Raw genomic sequence first — 18,850 nt, forward strand, 5'->3', positions numbered from 1 at the left:
GCAAGATGGCGACATGGAACGTGTGTTGGGAATCGGTGGATACTTCATGCGGGCCGCCGACCCGGTAGCCCTGGTGGCCGACCTGGCCACCGAGTACAGCGTCGGACGCTCCACCGTCCATCGCATCATCCACGGCCCAGAGACCGCCAGGTAGAACGCAGGATTAACGCCTCCGTCCAGAAAGTGGTGCGGTGTGTCGGTTGCAGTCGAACCTGTCGGTGTTCGTGTCGGTGTTCAGGTTGAGTTGTCGGGTTCCGCCTTCGAGGTCGCCGTACGACACCCGCAACCGCCCGGCGCCGACTGTCCAATCGACCTTGACGTGCTCGATCCACCGTCTGGTGTCAGGCTGAGTACGTTCGGTTCTCTGCGCCTTGGAGGTTTTGATGCGTGCAGGCGTCGTGGCCACCGCCCACCCCGGTGTGGAGGGCCTCGCCGTACAGGCCGAGGAGTTGGGCCTGCACAGTTTCTGGCTCAACGACACCCCGATGGTCCACGGCGACCCCTTCGTCGCCCTGGCACTGTGTGCGAAGGCCACCAGCCGCATCAGGCTCGGCATCGGCGTGACCTCACCGGCGCTGCGCTCGGCCCCGGCCGCCGCGAGCGCGTTCGCCAGCCTCAACGCCCTGGCGCCAGGCCGGATCATCTGCGGGATCGGCACCGGGAACACCGCCCGGCGCACGCTGGGCATGCGGCCGACCACGGCAGCCACGATGGAGAACTTCACCGCCGCACTGCAGGACCTGTGCGCCGGACGCACCATCGAGTACCGCGAAGGTGACCGAGTCCGCAACGTCCGATTCCTGCACACCGGGGCGCACGCGAACACGGCCGACCCGGTCGAGTTCGTCGTGGCCGCGCTAGGACCGAAGGCCGCCGCCGTCGCCGGCCGCCGCGGCACCGGCCTGATCTCCTTCGGTCTGCTGGACCCCACCGCCTGGCAAGCACTGCACGACGCCCGCCGCCACGCCGCTCACCACACACCGCGCGACCCCGACTCCCGCATGGACTCCTACGTGGTCACCGCGCTGCACATCCTCGACGAGGACGAGGACCCCTACGGCGACGCGGCCCGGGACGCAACCGGCCACGTCGTCCTGTCGCTGCTGGCCTTCGCCGCCGACACCGCCGCCGACGCACGCGCTTTCGCCGAGCAACTCGGCCCCGAGGAACGCGAGGCGGTGCGGCGACTCCTCGACCGGCGCGGCACCACCGCCACCGCACCCGACCGGCACACCAAGCTCTACCCCAACTACCTCGGACGCATCGCACCGCAGGACCGGGACCTGATCCTGCCCTCACTGATGAACGCCCTGGCCTTGGTCGGCACCCGCAACGACCTCCGGGCCCGCATCACCATCCTGGAACAGGCCGGCATCGACGAACTGCTCATCCAGCCGGTGATCGACCCACCCACCGAGATGGCCCAGCTCGCGAAACTCCTCACCTGAGCGGACCCGCCGGCCGCACGCACGCGGTTCACCGGCAACAAGACCCGAATAACTTCAGCCGAAACCGTTCGGATCAACATGAAGGGCCGCAAGACAGCACGTGTCCCTCCCGCCAACCTCATCCGGAAGGGACACGGTGTCTGTCACGCCCCCGGGAGGGTCTGGTAGACCTCCACCTTCGTCACCGGCATCCGGCCCTCGGCGGAGTGCCGCCGGACGTAGATCACCGGCTCGACACGGTTGCGGCCACCTCGGCAATCATCTGGGTGATCTCGTTGAGGATCTTCGCCGGGGTGGTGTTGTGGACCCCGTCGACGCGGACCGGCTCAGTGCGACCGACCACGTGAGCTCACAGCACGCCCCCTCAAGGTCTATTTGGCGGCAGGAGTCACATTGGCTAACGGCACCCGCTGTCCTCCGCCTCGGGGACGGGAGTGGCAGCGGCCGCGGCGAGGCCGGGCTGTGCCCAGAGCAGGTAGGAGACGGCGCCCAGGTCCTCGGCGGGGCCGACCCAGAAGGCGTCGGTCACTTTGGGGACGGCGAGGCCGTAATGTCCGGCGTTGGTCTTGATGCACCAGGAGCGGTCCTTGTCCTCCCCCCAGAACGGGAGCTTGTCCGTCCAGGCCGTGGGGGAAGTGGACATGCACGCGCTGAGCGTCGGCCGGCCGGTGCCGGTGAACTCCGCGGCCGTCGCTCCGTTGATCAGCTTCGGGCCCAGGTCGAAGCCCAGAGTCTTGATCCAGATGTCTGCGGTGCGGGCCCCGGGCTGGTCGTCCTGGAAGACCCTGCCGGTGTCCAGGTCCTGCGAACCGTCCAGATTGCCGGGAACGGTGCCGCGTACCGCGACACTGTCGCCGCCCTTGGCATCGGTGACGGCGACGTTCGCCGTGGTGCCCGGCGGGATGACGACCTTGATCTCCCGCTCTTCGATGTAGAGGTCCACGTGCTTGAGCTGCGTGCTGTTCACGCTGACCTTGAGCTCGTGATCGGTGTTGAGCTCGAACACGCTCGTCTTCCGCTCCCCGTGGAGCGTCTGCTCGATCAGCAGCCAGGTCTTCTTCTGCGGCACCGTGTGGTCGATGAGGTATTTGGCCAGAGCGTCCGCCGCGAACAGACCGAGACTGACCGCGAGGCCAGGGATCGACTTCGGGATGGCCTCGGGCAGGACGGCGAAGACGATGGGCGAATAGGCCTGATAGGCGTTGACGATCGGATTCGGCGTGCAATCGGCCTGGTCGCAGCCCGAGACCAGGCCGGTGATCACCGCGCAGGTGGCGGCCACGGATGCCGCGTGCCGGAACAACCGCTCTCCCCTCGTACAAGACGTACGGGACAAAGGCGGGGTGCGGACCGCCAACACATAGCATGCGCTTGATCACGACACGCGACAATCCCTCCTACGGACCTTCTTGATCACGGGCAACCCTGAGGGCTCCCCGTGTTCGCATGTTGAGCTGCGCGCCGATCATCCTCCGGTAGGGCCTCCACGTGGATCACCTGCGAGGAGGTGGATCGTTCTCGCGCTGGACCTGCCGTCCGGTACGGCGGAGGGAGCCGGAGGCTGACCGTCGCTGCGCCGCGGCTGGCGGATCGCGGCCAGGCCTTTTACCGGCGGCTGTAGCCTTCCCTGGCGGGACAGCGGGCCGGGGACCACGGCGCTGGGTTGACCTTCCCCTTGGGTGAAGCGGCAGCATCGTCGGCACCGGCCGCGGTGGCCGGGACGAGGAGGAGTGGTGCGGCTGCTGACGATCGGGGCGTTCGCCCGTGCCGCGCGGTTGTCGCCGAAGGCGTTGCGGCTCTACGACGAACTCGGGTTGCTGCGGCCGGCCGCGGTGGACGGCGAGTCCGGATACCGGTTCTACGATCCGGCTCAACTGGAGCGGGCCCGGTTGATCGCCTGGTTGCGGCGGCTGGGGATGCCGTTGGCGCGTATCCGGCGGGTGTGCGACCTGGAGGCGAGCGCGGCGGCCGAGGAGATCGCCGGCTACTGGGAGCAGGTGCTGGCCGAGACCGCCGCCCGCGGGGAGCTGGCCACGTTCCTCGTCGACTATCTGTCGGGGAGAGGGAGCACCGTGGAAGAGACGGCAACCATACTGGGGATCCGTTACGCCGCCCGGTCAGAGTTGGGGCTGGTACGCACGAGCAACGAGGACACCGCGTACGCCGGCCCCCGGTTGCTCGCGGTGGCCGACGGGGCAGGCGGGTCGAGCGGGGACCTGGCGAGCGCCGCGGCCGTGGACGCGCTCAAATCGCTGGAGACCATGGCCGTCCCGGCTGAGGACCTGCTCGGCGCCCTCGCCGACGCCGTCGGTGAAGCCGACCGGACCATCGGGGAGATCGCCGCGTCAGCGCCGTCCGGTGCGGCGGTCACCACGCTGACCGCACTGCTGTGGTCCGGTTCCCAGCTGGCGCTGGTGCACATCGGTGACACCAGGGCGTACCTCGTACGTGACGGGGAGCTGTTCCAGATCACCCATGACCACACCTACGTCCAAGCACTGGTCGACGAAGGCCGGCTGACCGCGGAGGAAGCGGCCTCGCATCCGCAACGCTCGCTCCTCGCACGAGCGCTGACCGGTACAGGCGGGGCCGAGCCGGAGCTGTCGCTGCATGGGGCCGTGGCCGGTGACCGCTACCTGCTGTGTTCCGACGGTCTGTCCACCGTCGTACCGGCCGGATCGCTGCACGAGGTGCTGACCGGGCCGGGTGCCCCGCAGCCGGTGCTCGACGAATTGGTCGCGCGGGCGTACGCCGCCGGCGCCCCCGACAACATCGCCTGCGTCGTCGCCGACGTGGTGAGCCTGGAGACACCGGCCGGAGCCGATGCGGGGGGCACCGGACAGTGACCACGTCAACAGCCCGGTCGCTGGGCGCGTACACGATCGACCGTCGCCCGCTGGCCATCGCGGCCTACCGGCGGCTGTGGGTCGCATCGGCGGTGGGCGCGGTGGGCGGCTCGTTCAGTGTGGTCGCCGTACCGACGCAGCTTTTCACGGTGACCGGCTCCTCCGCGGCCGTGGGCGCGGCGGGGGCGGTGTCGTTCGTCGCGGTGGTCGTGGCGGCGTTGTGGGTCGGCGCCCTGGCCGATGTCATGGATCGGCGAAGAGTGTTGCTGATCGCTCACTGCGGCCTCGCTTTCACGTACGGAGCCTTGTGGGTCCAGGCCGTGCTGGGCGGACGATCCGTTCCCGTCCTGATGATGCTGGTCGCCTGCCAGGGCCTGTCCTTAGGAGCGATCATGACCACGATGGGCGCCGCAGTGCCCCGCCTCGTGCCGGTCGAGCTCCTGCCTGCAGCGAACAGCCTCAGCTCCCTGACCCGTTACGCCGGGTCGATCCTCGGACCGGTACTGGCCGGCGCCTTGATGCCGGTTGTCGGGCTCGGCACGCTGTACCTGCTCGACGCCGTCGCACTCGTGGCCGTCGTGTGGGCGGTCGTCAAGCTGCCACCGCTGCCGCCCCAGCCACACCCGGCCGATCAGGCCGCGCAATGCCGCGAGCCTCGCCCCACGATCGGCCAGGTGCCGGCGGGCATCCGGTACTTGGCGGCCAGCCGGCTTCTGGTGGCGGTGCTCCTGGTGGACCTGGCGGCGATGGTCTTCGGCATGCCGGTAGCCCTGTTCCCGGAACTTGCCCAGCACACCTACGGCGGACCCGCGGGAGGCGGCCTGGAGCTGGGACTCCTCTACGCCGCCTATCCTGCCGGGGTTGTCACGGCCGGCCTGTTGTCGGGCACGTTCACCCGTGCCCGGCGCCATGGTGCTCTCATGGCGGCGGCCGCGGCGGCGTGGGGCACCACCGTCGTGCTCCTCGGACTGGCCGCACGGCTGTGGGTCGCACTGGTGGCGCTCGTGCTCGGCGGTGCGGTCAACTTCGTGCTGAGCACGTTCCGCAATGCCATCACACAGGCACATACCCACGACGCCATGCGCGGCCGGATCCAGGGATCACTCACCGTCGTCCTCTTCGGGGGGCCACACATCGCGAACCTGCTGCACGGGGCCGCCGCATCCATCCTCGATCACCGGATAGCGATCAGCGCCGGTGGGCTGCTCACCATGGTGACCGTGGCGGCTGTCACATGGGCACTGCCAGAGCTGCGGAACTACACCACTCGGCATCACGATCTCTGACCCCCCCGAAGAACCTGTGCACCCGCTGCCCCGGCCTGACCGGCGCACGTTGTCTTCTTGATAGAGCGACATGATGGCCACGTCGGCGGGATGCATTGCTAGCCCCTGGCGGCGTAGCTGGTTGAGCATCAGGGCCCGATCACGGCCAAGCTGTGAAACCTTCATGCCGTACGACCCAGCTCCCGTCGCTCGGGAAGCCGGGGCAGTCGGTGTCCGCCGCGTCCCAGCCGGCCGCCATGAGGGAGACGGCGGCGAGCACGCCACCGTTGGCCGAGAGATAGAGCGGCAGCAGGCAGCCGAACTGCGGGGCCTGGCCGGTGGGCAGGAAGGTGTTCTTGCCCGTCTCCATGAGGAGCGCGTCCACGACCAGGTCGGCGCGGCCGAGGCGGGTGGCGGTCATGGCCATGGTGGGGAAGTCCCACGGCGGCCGTCCCGGAGATCTCCGTCGCCGACCCCACCGCCTCATCCCCCTGACCCTGTGGCCCCGGGGAGGAACGCGGCAGCGGCGCTGGACAGGAGCGGCCCGAGGATCACCAGGCCCGTTTGCAGGTCGGTCATAAGGTTGTGGTCGATCTCCAGGACCTGTTCCAGTTTCGCGCGTTCCTCGGCCCGGCTAAGCACCGTCGCGGCGTCGTCCGCGTCCCCGAGGGGCAGCAGGTCGTCGCAGAGACGGGTGGAGGCCTCCCGAAGCGCGGCGCGGGCCGGAACGTACGCCAGGGCCACCAGCAGCGATCCGTTGCCGCCGAAGATCAGGACGACTCCTCGGGACGACGACGGGGCGGGAGAAGCGCCGAGCGCGAGCGTCGCCAGCGCCACCAGCAGGCCGACGGCGCCGAGCAGCCGCCGGAGCAGCCGCCGGAAGGTGATCAGCGTGGCCACCCGCGTGCCTGCTCCGCCGTCCAGCGCCCCGGCCGACCGGCGGATGCCCAACATCGTCACTGTGGCCGGAAGGGCGCCCACACACGCGATCGTCGACAGCCCCCAGCCCCGCCAGCCTGCGAGGGGGTTCGGGGACAGGATCAGGGCGAGCACGACCAGCAGCAGGGCCACCAGGAACAGGGCACCGAGCGGCCGGAACAACTCGCGGACACGTCCGGAGCGCAGGGCCGTCAGCTCTCTCCAGCGCTGGACACCATAGGCGAAGACGGTGCCGGAGGCGGCGGTCAGCGCCACAGCAAGGGATGCCCACACCTCCCACCCGGGAGCCACCTTGTAGGCGGACGTGAGCACGATTGCCAAGCCGAGTGCGAGCGCCGTCACGATGGCGATGGGTCGAAGCACGGGTTCCATCACCCCCCACCGCTGGGTCAGAGCCGGATGGATCATGTCAGATGCCCCGGCGGGTGTCCACACCCGACCATCCGCGCCTACCCCGCCCCGGCCCCCTCCGGGGTGCTCTGGTCGAGCGGCGCGAGGAGTTGGCCTCGGTCATCGATGAGGGTGCGCTGCATGACGGCGATCTGTCCGGCCGGTCCGCCGAAGGTCTGCAGGCTGATGCCGAGCCAGGCGCGTACGGCCTGGCGGAACGGGATCACGTCATCGTGTTGGGGCGTCGCGGCATGGCGAAGCAGGTTCGTGGGCGATCGAGGGTGTTCAGTGCGGGCGGGGCGGGGGGTCGGTGGGCAGCCGGCTGTGGCGGAAGGTCCGCCACAGCGCGAGGTCGTAGCCGATCTTCGCGACCCCGGCGAACAGGAACGGTGCGGCCGGGCTGACCGATTGCAGCACGCCTGCCAGCGCCGGTCCCAGGGGCCTGGTGAGGTAGCGGGCGGTGTTGGTGATCGCGGCGGCGGCGGTGCGTTCCTCGGGCGGGACCATCGCCATCACGTACGCCTGCCGGACGGGCACGTCCATCGACGACAGGCAGGCACGCCCGAGCAGCAGGGCGATCGCCAGCGGGAGGGAAGGAGCAAACGGCACTGCGGCCAGCATGACGTTGGCTGGCAGGTGGGTGAAGACCATCGTGGGCAGCAGCCCGATCCGGTTGGCCACCCGCGGCGCGGCCAGCAGCGAGGCGGTCTGGAGGATCCCGGCCACGGCGAAGGTGATCCCGATCGTGTGGGTGGTGGCCCCGAAGCGGACCGCGAGCCAGTAACCGACGTAGGCCTGGATGACGAACCCGCCGGCGAGGCTGTCGGTGGCGAACAGGCCTGCCAGGCGGGCCACCGGGCCGCGGGAGCGGGCCAGCATGCGCGATTGCGGCAGTCCGGGTGCCGGAGCCGGTGCCGGAGCTTCGACGGTGGCGGGCAACCGGAGGGTGAGGAGCATTCCGGCGGCGGCTGTGCCGGCCAGGATGCCACCGAGCAGTCCCCGGTCGGCGGGCAGGCTCCCCAGGAGCGCGCCGAGCGTCCCGGCGACGGCGGCGATCGCGTTGTAGAGGCCGAATCCCCGCACGATCTGCTTCTGGGGGCGGCCGGTACCGGCCAGCATGACCTGTTCCAGCGTGGTGAACGGCCCGGACTCGATGACCTCGACCGACATCGCTCCGCTGAAGGCGGCCACGGCCAGCAGCCACCAGGGCAGGCCGGTGGCGATGACCAGGCCGCACAGGAGCAGGACGGCGTACAGGCCCGCGTAGGCGCGGCGGCGGCCGAGGCGGTCGCCCCACCGAGCCAGGACCAGACTGGTGAGAAAGCTGCCGACCAGAATTGCCGCCAGCACCAGACCGACCTCGGTGGCCGACAGCCCATCGCCGCCCATGAGAGCGCCGAGCTGGACGGCGGCCACGCCGTACCCGAGACCGCGAAACGCCTGCGACGTCAGCAGCACGCCCACGGTGCGGTCGTGCGCAGCGCTCATGCCGGTTCGCTAGCCGACACGCTGGCCGGCGAGACGAGGTACGGGAAGGCCCATAGTCCCGATCATGTACCGAAACCCCTCCTTGTGACGACTGTTTTGTGGCATTGATTTCGGACGAGGTTCTGGATCGCCTCTCCAGCCGCCGATCAGCCGCCGGCCTGTCCTGTGACGCGCAGGCTGGATGTCAGCGGAAACGCTGATCTTTGACAGTCGCAGCTTCTTCGTCGGCCCACGGCGGCGGCCGCCCCAGCTCGTACCGACCGGCAGGAAACCGGAAGGCGGCGCCGTGTCGCCATGGGGCGTGCACGAGGGCGCGTCATGCGCAGCAATCGCCGGCACTGTCGGGCTACCAGAGTTCACTGTCCCCAGCGACAGCGAACTGCTGCTGGCCGTGGAACAGGAGCTACCCCTACTTTCTTTCAGGGGTCCCGGCACAGACCCGAGGGGGGTTCATGATCACTGTACAGGGCAAGGACTTCAAGGACGTCCAGGAGCTGATCACCGAGATCGCGACCACGCGTCCTGACTTCGTATGGCGCAACGCCTACGTTCAGGTGCTGCACGAGCTGAACGCGGGCAACGCCGTCCTCGCCGACTACAACGAACTGGTGACGCGCCTCGAGGCGCTCGCCTCAAGGGCGCCGGCGAATGAGGTCTACGACGTCTCCTTCGAACTGCTGGAACTGTTCACCAAGCCCGCCTCCGCCTTGGAGCGCTCCTCGGCGAGAGGCTTCAAGGCGAAGGTGAAGACGTCGAGCGCGCTGGAGCCGCGCCGCGTCGTACTCCGCAACCTCGCAACGGAGCTGGAGAATGCCAACAAGGTCGGCGAGCAGGTGTTGCACTTCAATGCGCTGCGCAGGGATGACGTGCGGCACGTCGCCGTGCTGAACAAGATCAACGACATCACCGCCAGGATCATCCACGTCGTCGTCTTCTACTGGAACGACGACCAAGGAGGAGGCTCCCAGCTCATGGCCGCGCTCGGCGAGGTCGGGTTCGTCCACGTGCTGTACGAGTGGGTGACCGGGGTGATCAACTGCAACATGAACGCGGGCGCGAAGCTCCGCGGTGCCTGCGACAAGGTCGAATGCACCATGAAGAGCTAGGGATCCTCCTCGCAACCCGCCTTTGTCCCGATCCGGAAGGGCGGGCCGGGAAGACGGAAAGGGCCGGGAGCCCTCAAGGACGGCTCCCGGCCCCGCGTCATGGGCGCCACCGCGGATCCCGGCCGATGAAGGCGAGCAGCCTGTCTTGCCGTGCAGCGGCCAGGTCCGGGACCCGTCCGTCGGCCATCAGCAACGTCATCGGCCATCCGACGGCGCTCAAGACCGCTCTGCCGGCCGATGAGGCGACCCGGGCGGCGGCGCGAGAGGCCCTGGAGCTGGTACGTGCTGCTCCGCACGCCCCGCTGGAGACGCTGACCGGCTGACCGGCGCCTGGCTGGACCGCGGGCGCGCCTGACCGGCGCCTGGCTGGACCGCGGGCGGCCGGACGGAGCCGAGGACCTGGCGCGCGCCCTGGTCACGGACGTGCCCGGCCTGCACCGCGCCCGGGGTGGCCGCCGCGGACAGCGTCGCGGCCGTGCCGACGGCCGCGGCCGTGCCGGATCGCCCGGAACTGCAGAAGGCGACGCAGGCGTTCGTCGATGCCGGCTTCGCCGGGGTGCAGGTGCGCGTGAACGATGAGCAGGGCGAGTGGGTCGGCAGCGCCGGGGTGCGCAAGCTGGGCCAGAGCGCCAAGCCGCCGACGAACGGGTCGTTCTGGGCGGGCAGCGTCATCAAGCCCGTCACCGCGACCGTGGTGCTGCAGCTGGTGGCCGAGGGCAGGATCGGCCTGGACGTCCCGGTGGCCGGCTACCTGCCCGAGCTCGGCCTGGACCGGCGGATCACGGTGCGGATGCTGCTGCAGCACACCAGCGGCTTGTTCAACTACACCGGCGACTTCGACCCCGACGGGACGTACGTGCCGGGGATCTCCGCCACGGGCAAGGACTGGCTGGACAACCGGTTCCGCAGCTACCGGCCCGAAGAGCTGGTACGGCTGGCGTTGTCCAAGCCGGCGCGGTTCACTCCCGGCACGGACCAGAAATACGCCAGCACCAACTACACGCTTGCCTTGCTGCTGATCGAGGAGGTCACCGGCCGCTCCTACGCCGAAGAGGTGCAGCGGCGGATCCTGCGGCCGCTCAAGATGCGGGGCACCATGGTGGCGGGCAACCGGACGCAGCTCCCCGGACCACACGCCCACGGCTACTACCGGTATGAGGAGGACGGCCAGGAGAAGGTGGTCGACATCTCGCGCCAGAACCTCTCCCTACTGGCCGGCGCCGGTGATCTGATCTCGACCACCCAGGATCTGGCCAGGTTCTTCTCGGCGCTGAATGGCGGCAAGCTCCTGCCGGCCGAGATGCGCACGCCGCACCCGACGATGGGCTACGGCGTCGGGCTGTTCGTGCGAGACCTGGGCCCGGACTGCGGCACCGTCTTCCAGCACAACGGCAGCCCCCCGCACGGCTACGGGGCGTTCATGTACAGCTCACCTGACGGCAAGAAGACCCTGACCGCCTCGGTGACCTGGGTGGACGACGCCACAAGGGGCCCGGCAAAGGACTACGTGAAGCTGGTGGACAGGCTCGTCCAGGAGGGGCGGGCAGACCGCGGATTGACGAGGCCAAGCCGGCTGGGTGCCAGGGCGTCAGCCCCAGCTCGCGCGATTGCGCCTGCTTACTCGGCGACGGGGAGCCGTGGTGCCGGGAACAGGTCGCCGACCAGCAGCGTCGCCGCCTGTGTGGCGATGGTGAGGATGTCGTCGTCCGTGGCGTCGGTGCCCTGGGCGGCCAGGACGGCGTTGTGCACGCTGAGCAGGGCCATGCGGACGCGCAGGCGGTCGGTCAGCGGCGCGTCGGGGCCGAGGAGGAGCTGTGCCGCCCTGCCGATCCGTTCCAGCGGGCCGCCCTGCTTCAGGGGCATGACCGTGCGCAGGGCGGCATGGTTGGCGGCGGCGAACCGCATGGTCCGCAGTCCCTGCCTGGCGCTCAGGGCGATCCAGCGGCCCAGGAACTCCGAGGACAGCTCGGGAGTGCGCGGCTGGCCTGCGGCCCAGTTCAGCAGGTCGTCGAGCGCACGCATGTTGTCCTGGAAGAGGCTGACGATGATCGCCTCTTTGCTGTCGAAATGGTAGTAGAGCGCCGCCTTGGTGATGCCGAGCTGCTCGGCGATCTCGCGCATCGAGGTGGCATCGTAACCGCGCTCGGTGAACAGCGACAGCGCGGCCTGCTGGATGTCGGCCCGCGTCTGGCTGCCCTTGCGCCGTGGAGCCGTCACCCGTTCCGTCTTCGTCATCGCTCTTCCTTACTCCCAAGCTCAGCTGTCAGGTGAGTTTATCCTCTCTTGCTTACCTGTCGGTCAGCAAGTACCTTACCAACCGGCCGGTCGGCAGCGCGTACGTGACGGCAAAGTGCCGCGGGCCCGGTGGTCGCCTGCGCTGAGGCGTCCACCCGGGCCGCCCGCGCGCCACCGAGTGCTTGATGACCCGGCACAGCCGAAGGCGACTCGGATCGCCGTGATCGAGAGAGGAAGGAGCCGATATGGGTTTGCGAATCGTGGGGGCGGGGTTTCCGCGTACAGGGACGACGTCGCTGAAGGCGGCGCTGGAGCGACTGCTCGGGGCGCCCTGCTATCACATGAGGGAGTTGTTCGGGCGGCCGGACGACGCCGCGGTCTGGCGCGACGCCTACGCGGGCGTCATGCCGGACTGGGACCGATTCCTCGCAGGGTACGCCGCCGGGGTGGACTGGCCCGTGTCGTGGTTCTGGCGCGAACTGTCCGCCGCGTTCCCGGACGCGCTGGTGCTGCTGTCCCGGCGGGAAAGCTCCGAGCGCTGGTACCAGAGCATGGATCGTACGGTGCTGGAAGGGGCGCGCCGCCTGGCGAGCGGGAACTTCGACGGCGCGCGGCCGCCGATGACCGCCCATCTCACCCCCGAGCAGGCCCGCGCCATGGAGGAGATGATGCGAGCCATGTTCGGCGGCGCGTTCGACGACCCCCATGACCGCGACAACGTCATCGCGGCCTACGAGCGGCACCTCGCCGAGGTCCGCGCCACCGTACCGGCGCACCGGCTGCTGGAATGGCAGCCGGCCGACGGCTGGCAGCCGTTGTGCGACGCCCTCGACCTCCCGATCCCCGACGAGCCCTTCCCCCACGAGAACACCACAGCCGAGATGCGGGCCCAGATGGACGGCATGGGCGGCCGATGACCTCAGCGCCGCATCGGATGCCGGCGAGGGCCAGTCGGCCCGCATGAACCGCGTCACCGTCGAGATCAAGAACGCTGCCCCAGGCCAACGCCACCAGCGCACCGACGCCGACACCCGACCACGCCGGACCAGCCTGGCTTGCTGGAGCCCGGCGCGCCAGGACTGACCACCCGCAGATCGGCCGGGAAATCAGCAACCCCCCGCGTCCCCAAACAGCCGGAAGGGCCTCGTCGCAATTGCTTACCGGTCGGTTAGCAAGTATGCTTGCCGACCGGCAGGTAAGTTCTCTTTTCATGACGGGAGCCCACGTGATGGCAGAAGACAGCACTAAAGACGCAACACCTCCCCCGGCGGCGGGGCAGCAGGGCGGACTGGGGTTCAGTCATCGTCAGATCCTGGTGACGATGAGCGGCCTGGTCATCGCCATGCTGCTGGCGATGCTGGACAACATGATCGTCGCTCCGGCACTGCCGACCATCGTCGGCGAGCTGGGCGGCCTGAACCACCTGGCGTGGGTGACCACCGGCTACATCCTGGCCTCCACCGTGGCCACGCCGATCTGGGGCAAGCTCGGCGACCTGTACGGCCGCCGCATCGTCTTCGTCGCCGCCGTGGCGCTCTTCCTGCTCGGCTCGGCCTTGTGCGGGATGTCGCAGGACATGGCGCAGCTGATCGGCTTCCGCGCCCTGCAAGGCCTGGGAGCGGGCGGCCTCATGGTCGGCGTGCTGTCGATCATCGGTGAGATGATCCCGCCACGCGATCGCAGCAAGTACCAGGGCGTGATGATGGCCGTCATGCCGGTGGCGATGATCGGCGGCCCGCTCATCGGCGGCTTCATCACCGACAACCTCTCCTGGCGGTGGGCCTTCTACGTCAACCTGCCGCTCGGCGCCGTCACCCTGCTCGTGTGCTGGATCACCCTGGCCAAGCTGCCCAGGGGCACCGGCAAGGCCGTGATCGACTGGTGGGGCACCGCACTGCTGACCGTGTGGATCACCGCCCTGGTCCTCATCACCAGCTGGGGCGGCACCCAGTACGACTGGAGCTCACCGCAGATCCTCGGCCTGGCCACGCTGGTGATCGCCGCCTTCGCCGCCTTCGTCATCGTCCAGCGGCGCGTGGCCGAGCCGATCATGCCGCTGCGGGTCTTCAAGAGCCGCAACTTCTCCCTGTCCGGCGCCGTCGCCTTCATCTCCGGGTTCGCCATGTTCGGCGCGATGGGCTTCCTGCCCCAGTTCCAGCAGTTCGTCCAGGGCTCCTCAGCCACCAACAGCGGCCTGCTCCTCATGCCGATGATGATCGCCGCAATGATCGTCAGCCTGGGCGGCGGCGCGCTGATCAGCAGGACCGGACACTACAAATCGCTGCCGATCATCGGCTCCATTCTGGTCACCGCCGGTCTGGCACTGTTCGCCACCATGGACGTCGGCACCTCGACCACCGTGTCAGCGATCTACATGGTGGTGCTCGGCGCCGGCATGGGCGCACTGATGCAAACCAGCACCCTCATCGCCCAGAACAGCCTCGACCTGCGCGACATGGGCGCCGGCACCGGAGTATCAACCTTCCTGCGCAACATGGGCAGCTCACTCGGCGTCTCCCTCCTCGGCGCCGTCTACACCAGCCAACTGGCCGACTCCCTGACCAGCGCCGGACCAGCCGCCCACAGCGTGGCCACCACCGCCACCTCCATGACCCCCCAAACGCTGCGCGCCCTGCCCGAAGCAGCCCAGCACCTGTTCCAGCAAGCCGTCACCGACGGCATCACCGCGCTGTTCACCTGGGGCACGGTAGTGGCCGCCGCCGGCATCATCCTGTCGCTGTTCATCCGCCAAGTCCCGCTGCGCAGCGCCGCCACACCAGCCGCCAGCCCCGAGGCCGAGCCGGTCGCCGCCGGCAGGTGAGGCCATCCACCCCGAGCAGATCGCCATGACAACACCCACCGCCCCGCCAAGGGACTCCTCAACACCAACACGGCGACGCCCCACCCCGAAAGCAGCCTCCCCAGTGCCACCGCTTCCCGCGCTGCATCCCGCAGCCGCCGGTCCCCTGGGTGGGGCAGGCCACCACCCCCTTCGCCGAGACGCCGACACGCAGCCGGCCGATCCGGGCGAGGGTGAATTCGACGATGTCGCCGTCTTCGATCGGGGATATTCCGGCGTCGCCGCACTTGCCCGCTTCGTCATGGAAAGCCCCAGCCTGGTCCACGGACGCGAGAACCCCCGGCATGCCCTGGACGAGATCTTCGACCTGCTGGACACGGCTGGGGGGACGGCTCCCCCTGGCGATGGCGGTGGCCTCCTGCGACAGCACTGCTCAGGCAGCATTCTCGGCATCGACGGTGTCGCTTTTGCCGCGCCGCCGCCGACGGGCTCGGTCGGGCCGGTTGACCTCCAGAATCTCTAGGCGGCGATGACGCAAATAGCGGTTGAGCGAGGCGACCGAGGTGTGCCCGGAGTACGCCGGCAGGGTGGAGGTGTTGGCGCCGTCCTCGGCCGCGTGGGTCAGCGCCAAGTGCCGCAGCTGATGCAGTGTCCAGCCACCGGGCGGCCTCGAACAGCTCGGCCGCCCGACGATACGGGCGGGGCTTGAGCCGACGCAACGAGTCCTCGGTAGTCCAGCCCTGGTCCCGCCACCAACTACTCGCCGAGGCCAGCGCGTTCAGTCGGGCGTTGACGGTGGCTGCCGTTCGGCTCCGATCCGGTGGACCACTCCCACGTCCGCCTCCGCGCACTATCGCGGATAACCATGGGGTCCGGCCCTCAGCGGGCTAGGGGATTCCTCCAGGACTGAGTCCCGTCACGTCAAGAGGTGGCGCCAGCGGTCGGCCGACTCCATGACGTCGAGGCTGACGCGTTCCAGGTAGGCCGCCGTCTTGGCCAGCCGTTGCCCCACGGGGCTGTCGTGCCCGTACGTCTCGGCCGCCGCCATCGTGGCCCGCGCCGTCTGGAGCGTCTGCCGCTCGCTGATCATGATCGCGTGGTACCAGGCGTCGTCGTCGATCACGTAGATGTCGCGTCGCCGCTGCGGATCGCGCTCGCGACGGACGAATCCCTGCTGGACCAGGAAGTTCACGGCGACGGAGACGGAGGCGGGGCTGACCTTCAGCCTGCGGGTCAGCTCGGCCGCGGTGCGCCGGCCGTCCTCGGACAGCGCCAGGTCGTGGTGCACGCGCGCGGCTGTCCTCGGCATCCCGGCTCTGACCGCCATCTCGATGATCTCCTGTTCCATCGTGGCGATCGGCGGTGTGGCCGCGTGTGGGGGTGCCGGTGTGCCGCGCCGTGCCCGCTGGACCGTCGCCTGGTGCGCCTGCTGGGGCCGGTAGCCGGCGGGGCCGCCGTTGCGTGCGATCTCCCGGGTGATCGTCGAAGCCGGGCGATCGAGCCGCCTGGCGATCTCGCGGTAGGTGAGTCCGTCGGTGAGTCCGGCCGCGATGCGCTGGCGGTCCTGCTGGGTCAATCGTCGTCGTGGCATGCCGGTCAGTGTTGCCTTAGTCGCCACTCATTGCAACATGATGTTGCTTTCGAGCACAGCGCCATTGCACCAATTTACCGCTGCCTGCCTGGGAAAACGTTCTTCTTCAGGTTGACGCTGCCTTGAATGCAACGTAGCTTTCGAGCTGCACAAGACACGTACTATCGCGATGTGAGGCATGGCTATGGGTCAATCTCTCCATACCGTCAAGAGCAACCAGGTCCGGAGGCCGCGGGCCTTCCGGCGCGCGGCGGTCGCGGCGCTGGCGGCCGCGCTGCTGACTGGAGCGGCCACACCCGCGGTGGCCACGGCGCGTGTGGCCGCCGCGGACAGCCGTGTGGCCGTGTCGAAGGCCGCCGCCGGACAGGATCGCCCGGAGCTGCAGAAGGCCGTCCAGGCGTTCGTCGATGCCGGTTTCCTCGGTGTGCAGGTACGCGTGAACGATGAGCGGGGCGAGTGGGTCGGCAGCGCCGGGCGGCGCAGGCTGGGCGCAAGCGCGAAGCCGCCGACGAACGGGCGGTTCTGGGTGGGCAGCGTCACCAAGACCTTCCACGCGACCGTGGTGTTGCAGCTGGTGGCCGAGGGCAAGATCGAGCTGGACGCCCCGGTTGCCGGCTACCTGCCCCAGTTCGGGCTGGACCGGCGGATCACGGTGCGGATGCTGCTGCAGCACACCAGCGGTCTGTTCAACTACACCGGCGACCTCGACCCTGACGGGACGTGGGTTCCGGGGCTCCCCGCGACGGGCAAGGAGTGGCTGGACAACCGGTTCCATTCGTACCGGCCGGAGGAGCTGGTGCGGTTTGCGTTGTCCAAGCCGGCGCGGTTCGAGCCGGGGAAGGGCTGGAGCTACGCCAACACCAACTACACGCTGGCCAGGCTGCTGATCGAGAAGGTCACCGGCCGTTCGTTCGACGTGGAGCTGAAGCGGCGGATCCTGCGGCCGCTCGGGCTGAAGGGCACCGTGGTGCCGGGCAATCGGACGCAGTTGCCCAGGCCGTACGCCCACGGCTACTTCCGCTACCAGGACGCCGGCCAGTGGAAGGTGGCCGACGTCTCCCGCCAGAACCTCTCCCTGGTGGCCGGCGCCGGTGACATGATCTCGACGACCAAGGATCTCCACACGTTCTTCTCCGCGCTCAACGGCGGCAAGCTCCTGCCGGCCAAGCTGCTGGCCGAGATGCGCAAGCCGCACCCGAAGAGCGACCCCCTCTACGGCCGCTACGGCCTCGGGATGTTCGTGCAGGACCTGGGCCCGACCTGCGGCACCGTTCTCAACCACAATGGCAACCCTCCGGGGGGCTACGCGGCGCTGATGTACAGCACGCCCGACGGCAGCAAGACCCTGACCGCCTCGCTGACCGCCGGCGACGCCGCAGTCGACCTCACCACTTATCCGAAGATGCTGGACGGGCTCGTCAAGGCGGCGTTCTGCGGCGGGCAGGCCGGGTCAGCGGACGAAGCCAAGCCGGCTCAGTAGACCGGGCCGGCCAAGGGGGTGCCTGCTCCGCCAAGGTGTGCGGGCGGAGAGTGACGGCTTCGTGGTCTGCCACCACTTCGTAGTGCGCCACGATCTGGCCGCTCGCCCGGCCTCCAGGCCTGCTGCGGTGTCATGTCGGCGGCCGTGTCAGTGCGGCAACGGCCCCGTATCAGCGCAGCCGACGATGGTGGGATGCCATGAGCAGTTCAGCGATTGCGACTCACGAACGGCGTTCAGGTCGCCCGCACCCATGTGTGCGATTGCGGATTACACCTCAGCTATTCAGCGTTGCTATGTACCGGTAGTAAGTGTTACTTTGTACCAGTAGTCAGCAACACCAAGTAGCTGAAGGGAGGTGTTCCATGGGCAAGCTCGTGACCGAGATGCTCAAGGGAACGCTGGAGGGCATCGTCCTGGCGATCCTGGCCGGCCGGCCCGCTTACGGCTACGAGATCACGGCGTGGCTGCGCGATCGGGGCTTCTCCGACATCGCCGAAGGCACCATCTACGCACTGCTGGTCAGGATCGAGCAGCGCGGCCTGGTCGACGTGGAGAAGGTTCCGTCGGAGAAAGGGCCGCCGCGCAAGGTGTACTCCGTCAACGCGCAGGGACGGGAGTACCTCGAAGAGTTCTGGCGGACCTGGAGCTTCCTGACCGAGAGGCTCGAGCAGCTCCGCGAAGGAGGTAAGTAGACATGGCCACAGAGCCGAACGAGCCGAAGAGCCGCTACCTGCAGTACCTGGAGATCGTCACCGGGTCGCTGGAGGAGAAGAAGCGCTGGCGGCGGTACAAGGCGCGCGTCAAGCAGCTTCCCGAGGACTATCGCACGGCGGTCGAAGCGCTGGAGCGGTACCTGATGCACTTCGGGCCGGCGGACGGCGCCGGCGCGATGACGATGTACGAAGACCTGGCCGAGCTGTTCGAACAGAGCGCGGCCGACGGAACCCCGATCCGCGACCTCTTCGGCGAAGACCCCGTGGAGTTCGTCGAGACGTTCATGGCCAACTACCCCCTCGGCCAGTACAGGACCCGTGAGCGCAACCGCTTCATCAGCGCCATTGCGCGCGCGGCCGGCGAAGGCGCCGGACGACAAGACAGGACGGACTGATGACGACACAGCAAGCCCCGGCCATCCAGGTGCAGGGCCTGGAGAAGTCGTACAAGGAACTGCAGGTGCTGCGCGGCGTGGACTTCGACGTGGCGCGGGGCAGCATTTTCGCCCTCCTCGGCTCCAACGGAGCGGGCAAGACCACGGCCGTGAA

The 18,850-nt window shown here is 69.0% G+C and carries 19 protein-coding genes and 2 pseudogenes; 13 read left to right on the plus strand and 8 right to left on the minus strand.

The genetic code is table 11. The annotated features are described in order from the left end of the window. Nucleotides 1-13: 13 nt before the first annotated feature. Together AB0J64_RS54210 and AB0J64_RS54215 are read left to right on the plus strand one after the other, a co-directional pair. Complete coding sequence (locus tag AB0J64_RS54210) at nucleotides 14-154, plus strand: hypothetical protein (protein WP_364045905.1); 141 nt, start codon at nucleotides 14-16, stop codon at nucleotides 152-154. A gap of 229 nt (nucleotides 155-383) precedes the next feature. Continuing rightward, complete coding sequence (locus tag AB0J64_RS54215; RefSeq protein WP_364045907.1) at nucleotides 384-1,448, plus strand: LLM class flavin-dependent oxidoreductase; 1,065 nt, start codon at nucleotides 384-386, stop codon at nucleotides 1,446-1,448. A gap of 397 nt (nucleotides 1,449-1,845) precedes the next feature. On the opposite strand, the gene AB0J64_RS54220 is transcribed toward AB0J64_RS54215, so the two are convergent. Then, a complete protein-coding gene (locus AB0J64_RS54220; RefSeq protein WP_364045909.1) occupies nucleotides 1,846-2,751 on the minus strand; it encodes a hypothetical protein in 906 nt (301 codons plus the stop codon). A gap of 430 nt (nucleotides 2,752-3,181) precedes the next feature. On the opposite strand from AB0J64_RS54220, the gene AB0J64_RS54225 reads away from it, so the two are divergent. Beyond that, on the plus strand, nucleotides 3,182-4,294 hold the full coding sequence (locus AB0J64_RS54225; protein WP_364045911.1) for a MerR family transcriptional regulator: 1,113 nt from the start codon (nucleotides 3,182-3,184) through the stop codon (nucleotides 4,292-4,294). Next, nucleotides 4,291-5,580: an MFS transporter gene (locus tag AB0J64_RS54230; protein ID WP_364045913.1), complete on the plus strand. Its 1,290-nt coding sequence runs from the start codon at nucleotides 4,291-4,293 to the stop codon at nucleotides 5,578-5,580. Before AB0J64_RS54225 ends, AB0J64_RS54230 begins: the two co-directional genes overlap by 4 nt. 139 nt (nucleotides 5,581-5,719) lie before the next feature. On the opposite strand, the gene AB0J64_RS54235 is transcribed toward AB0J64_RS54230, so the two are convergent. From AB0J64_RS54235 to AB0J64_RS54250, 4 genes are all read right to left on the minus strand, one after another. Beyond that, nucleotides 5,720-5,980 carry a hypothetical protein gene (locus AB0J64_RS54235; protein WP_364045915.1) on the minus strand — a complete coding sequence of 87 codons (261 nt, stop codon included), beginning with the start codon at nucleotides 5,978-5,980 and terminating at the stop codon, nucleotides 5,720-5,722. Between the two features lie 62 nt (nucleotides 5,981-6,042). Beyond that, on the minus strand, nucleotides 6,043-6,861 hold the full coding sequence (locus AB0J64_RS54240) for a hypothetical protein (protein WP_364045917.1): 819 nt from the start codon (nucleotides 6,859-6,861) through the stop codon (nucleotides 6,043-6,045). A gap of 86 nt (nucleotides 6,862-6,947) precedes the next feature. After that, nucleotides 6,948-7,115: a hypothetical protein gene (locus tag AB0J64_RS54245; protein ID WP_364045919.1), complete on the minus strand. Its 168-nt coding sequence runs from the start codon at nucleotides 7,113-7,115 to the stop codon at nucleotides 6,948-6,950. A gap of 58 nt (nucleotides 7,116-7,173) precedes the next feature. Next, the gene (locus AB0J64_RS54250) at nucleotides 7,174-8,376 is read right to left on the minus strand and encodes an MFS transporter (protein ID WP_364045921.1); all 1,203 of its coding nucleotides are present in this window, start codon (nucleotides 8,374-8,376) and stop codon (nucleotides 7,174-7,176) included. 452 nt (nucleotides 8,377-8,828) lie between these two features. Here AB0J64_RS54250 and AB0J64_RS54255 point away from each other — a divergent pair, with 452 nt between their 5' ends. From AB0J64_RS54255 to AB0J64_RS54265, 3 genes are all read left to right on the plus strand, one after another. Continuing rightward, nucleotides 8,829-9,482, plus strand: coding sequence for a hypothetical protein (locus AB0J64_RS54255; protein ID WP_364045923.1), 654 nt, complete (start codon nucleotides 8,829-8,831; stop codon nucleotides 9,480-9,482). A 125-nt stretch (nucleotides 9,483-9,607) separates the two neighbouring features. Then, on the plus strand, nucleotides 9,608-9,805 hold the full coding sequence (locus AB0J64_RS54260; RefSeq protein WP_364045925.1) for a hypothetical protein: 198 nt from the start codon (nucleotides 9,608-9,610) through the stop codon (nucleotides 9,803-9,805). Between the two features lie 125 nt (nucleotides 9,806-9,930). After that, nucleotides 9,931-11,556 (plus strand): serine hydrolase domain-containing protein, encoded by a 1,626-nt coding sequence (locus AB0J64_RS54265; RefSeq protein ID WP_364045927.1) that lies wholly within the window; start codon nucleotides 9,931-9,933, stop codon nucleotides 11,554-11,556. 26 nt (nucleotides 11,557-11,582) lie between these two features. Here AB0J64_RS54265 and AB0J64_RS54270 read toward each other — a convergent pair. Next, nucleotides 11,583-11,717 (minus strand): annotated as a pseudogene (locus tag AB0J64_RS54270) (helix-turn-helix domain-containing protein); the annotation flags it as partial. Nucleotides 11,718-11,962: 245 nt separating this feature from the next. Here AB0J64_RS54270 and AB0J64_RS54275 point away from each other — a divergent pair. Both AB0J64_RS54275 and AB0J64_RS54280 read left to right on the plus strand, forming a co-directional pair. After that, nucleotides 11,963-12,634 (plus strand): sulfotransferase family protein, encoded by a 672-nt coding sequence (locus AB0J64_RS54275; RefSeq protein ID WP_364045929.1) that lies wholly within the window; start codon nucleotides 11,963-11,965, stop codon nucleotides 12,632-12,634. 260 nt (nucleotides 12,635-12,894) lie between these two features. Further along, a complete protein-coding gene (locus AB0J64_RS54280; RefSeq protein ID WP_364045931.1) occupies nucleotides 12,895-14,538 on the plus strand; it encodes an MDR family MFS transporter in 1,644 nt (547 codons plus the stop codon). Between the two features lie 517 nt (nucleotides 14,539-15,055). On the opposite strand, the pseudogene AB0J64_RS54285 reads toward AB0J64_RS54280, so the two are convergent. Both AB0J64_RS54285 and AB0J64_RS54290 read right to left on the minus strand, forming a co-directional pair. Then, nucleotides 15,056-15,211 (minus strand): annotated as a pseudogene (locus AB0J64_RS54285) (tyrosine-type recombinase/integrase); the annotation flags it as partial. A 222-nt stretch (nucleotides 15,212-15,433) separates the two neighbouring features. Then, the gene (locus AB0J64_RS54290) at nucleotides 15,434-16,108 is read right to left on the minus strand and encodes a helix-turn-helix domain-containing protein (protein WP_364045933.1); all 675 of its coding nucleotides are present in this window, start codon (nucleotides 16,106-16,108) and stop codon (nucleotides 15,434-15,436) included. A 184-nt stretch (nucleotides 16,109-16,292) separates the two neighbouring features. Between AB0J64_RS54290 and AB0J64_RS54295 the strand changes: the two genes are divergently transcribed. The 4 genes from AB0J64_RS54295 to AB0J64_RS54310 all read left to right on the plus strand — a co-directional run. Next, complete coding sequence (locus AB0J64_RS54295) at nucleotides 16,293-17,588, plus strand: serine hydrolase domain-containing protein (protein ID WP_364045935.1); 1,296 nt, start codon at nucleotides 16,293-16,295, stop codon at nucleotides 17,586-17,588. Between the two features lie 362 nt (nucleotides 17,589-17,950). Beyond that, entirely contained in the window at nucleotides 17,951-18,280 is a 330-nt protein-coding gene (locus tag AB0J64_RS54300) for a PadR family transcriptional regulator (RefSeq protein WP_364045937.1), read from the plus strand. A 2-nt stretch (nucleotides 18,281-18,282) separates the two neighbouring features. Next, a complete protein-coding gene (locus AB0J64_RS54305) occupies nucleotides 18,283-18,696 on the plus strand; it encodes a DUF1048 domain-containing protein (protein WP_364045939.1) in 414 nt (137 codons plus the stop codon). Continuing rightward, nucleotides 18,696-18,850 (plus strand): ATP-binding cassette domain-containing protein (locus tag AB0J64_RS54310; RefSeq protein WP_364045941.1); only part of this gene is annotated, 155 nt, incomplete at its 3' end. The genes AB0J64_RS54305 and AB0J64_RS54310, both read left to right, overlap by 1 nt.

It is taken from the genome of Nonomuraea sp. NPDC049695, assembly GCF_040674955.1.
Lineage (GTDB): Bacteria > Actinomycetota > Actinomycetes > Streptosporangiales > Streptosporangiaceae > Nonomuraea > Nonomuraea helvata.

Coding starts and splice junctions, on each gene's coding strand:
- AB0J64_RS54250 (WP_364045921.1), bottom strand. CDS start 8,376: ATGAGCGCTGCGCACGACCGCACCGTGGGCGTGCTGCTGACGTCGCAG.
- AB0J64_RS54295 (WP_364045935.1), top strand. CDS start 16,293: ATGGGTCAATCTCTCCATACCGTCAAGAGCAACCAGGTCCGGAGGCCG.
- AB0J64_RS54300 (WP_364045937.1), top strand. CDS start 17,951: ATGGGCAAGCTCGTGACCGAGATGCTCAAGGGAACGCTGGAGGGCATC.
- AB0J64_RS54255 (WP_364045923.1), top strand. CDS start 8,829: ATGATCACTGTACAGGGCAAGGACTTCAAGGACGTCCAGGAGCTGATC.
- AB0J64_RS54235 (WP_364045915.1), bottom strand. CDS start 5,980: ATGACCGCCACCCGCCTCGGCCGCGCCGACCTGGTCGTGGACGCGCTC.
- AB0J64_RS54215 (WP_364045907.1), top strand. CDS start 384: ATGCGTGCAGGCGTCGTGGCCACCGCCCACCCCGGTGTGGAGGGCCTC.
- AB0J64_RS54260 (WP_364045925.1), top strand. CDS start 9,608: ATGAAGGCGAGCAGCCTGTCTTGCCGTGCAGCGGCCAGGTCCGGGACC.
- AB0J64_RS54305 (WP_364045939.1), top strand. CDS start 18,283: ATGGCCACAGAGCCGAACGAGCCGAAGAGCCGCTACCTGCAGTACCTG.
- AB0J64_RS54280 (WP_364045931.1), top strand. CDS start 12,895: ATGCTTGCCGACCGGCAGGTAAGTTCTCTTTTCATGACGGGAGCCCAC.
- AB0J64_RS54275 (WP_364045929.1), top strand. CDS start 11,963: ATGGGTTTGCGAATCGTGGGGGCGGGGTTTCCGCGTACAGGGACGACG.
- AB0J64_RS54210 (WP_364045905.1), top strand. CDS start 14: ATGGAACGTGTGTTGGGAATCGGTGGATACTTCATGCGGGCCGCCGAC.
- AB0J64_RS54290 (WP_364045933.1), bottom strand. CDS start 16,108: ATGCCACGACGACGATTGACCCAGCAGGACCGCCAGCGCATCGCGGCC.